Annotated in this window: 2 rRNA genes; both read right to left on the bottom strand. The window is 46.9% G+C overall.

Annotation, left to right across the window (positions count from 1 at the left end):
• Positions 1-338: ribosomal RNA gene (locus L4D19_RS30285) — 16S ribosomal RNA — on the bottom strand; the annotation flags it as partial.
• 304 nt (positions 339-642) lie between these two features.
• Positions 643-758 (bottom strand): 5S ribosomal RNA (gene rrf / locus L4D19_RS30280).
• Between the last annotated feature and the right edge of the window lie 185 nt (positions 759-943).

Below are 943 nucleotides of genomic sequence, written 5' to 3'. Positions count from 1 at the left end.
GTCTCAGTTCCAGTGTGGCTGATCATCCTCTCAGACCAGCTAGGGATCGTCGCCTTGGTGAGCCGTTACCCCACCAACTAGCTAATCCCACCTGGGCTAATCCTGACGCGAGAGGCCCGAAGGTCCCCCTCTTTGCTCCGAAGAGATTATGCGGTATTAGCCATCGTTTCCAATGGTTATCCCCCACATCAGGGCATATTCCCAGGCATTACTCACCCGTCCGCCGCTCGCCGCCCATAAGCGCACCCGAAGGATTGTTTATGTCGCTGCCGCTCGACTTGCATGTGTTAGGCCTGCCGCCAGCGTTCAATCTGAGCCATGATCAAACTCTTCAATTAAAGTTTTGGCTCAATGAATACTGTTAATCCATTACCGAAGTAATGAATGAATTGACTGTGCCGAATCTTGCGATTCGATTTGGTCACTCAGTTTCATTGATAATTCTTTTGTTGACTATCATTTCACGAGTGCCCACACAGATTGCATGGTCAAATTGTTAAAGAACATATTGCCTTTCAGTGCCTTAGCACTTAAGCAGGACGCGTATAATACGCTAACCACTTCGAAAGTCAACATAAAACTCTAAGAAAACTTAAAGCTTTATGGTGACTTGCTTATCAAATAAGCAAAGTCGAAATGAAAGCCTGGCGATGTCCTACTCTCACATGGGGAGACCCCACACTACCATCGGCGCTATTACGTTTCACTACTGAGTTCGGCATGGGATCAGGTGGGTCCATAATGCTATGGTCGCCAAGCAAATTCGTTTTATTACCCGCCGTAGCAAGTAATAGCAATCTGGGAAAGTTAACTAGTCGTTCTCGCGCTTACATTCAAGCGTCTGTGGAGTCCGTGACCTACATGGATGTAGGAAATACTGATAATCGTCTGGAACGATTTCAGTAATAAAACCCCTTGGGTGTTGTATGGTTAAGCCTCACGG

Origin of the sequence: Photobacterium kasasachensis (assembly GCF_050336885.1) — a bacterium.
Lineage (GTDB): Bacteria > Pseudomonadota > Gammaproteobacteria > Enterobacterales > Vibrionaceae > Photobacterium > Photobacterium kasasachensis.
Note: the sequence above shows the minus strand (reverse complement) of the source record. Positions and strands in the feature narration are given on the sequence as shown.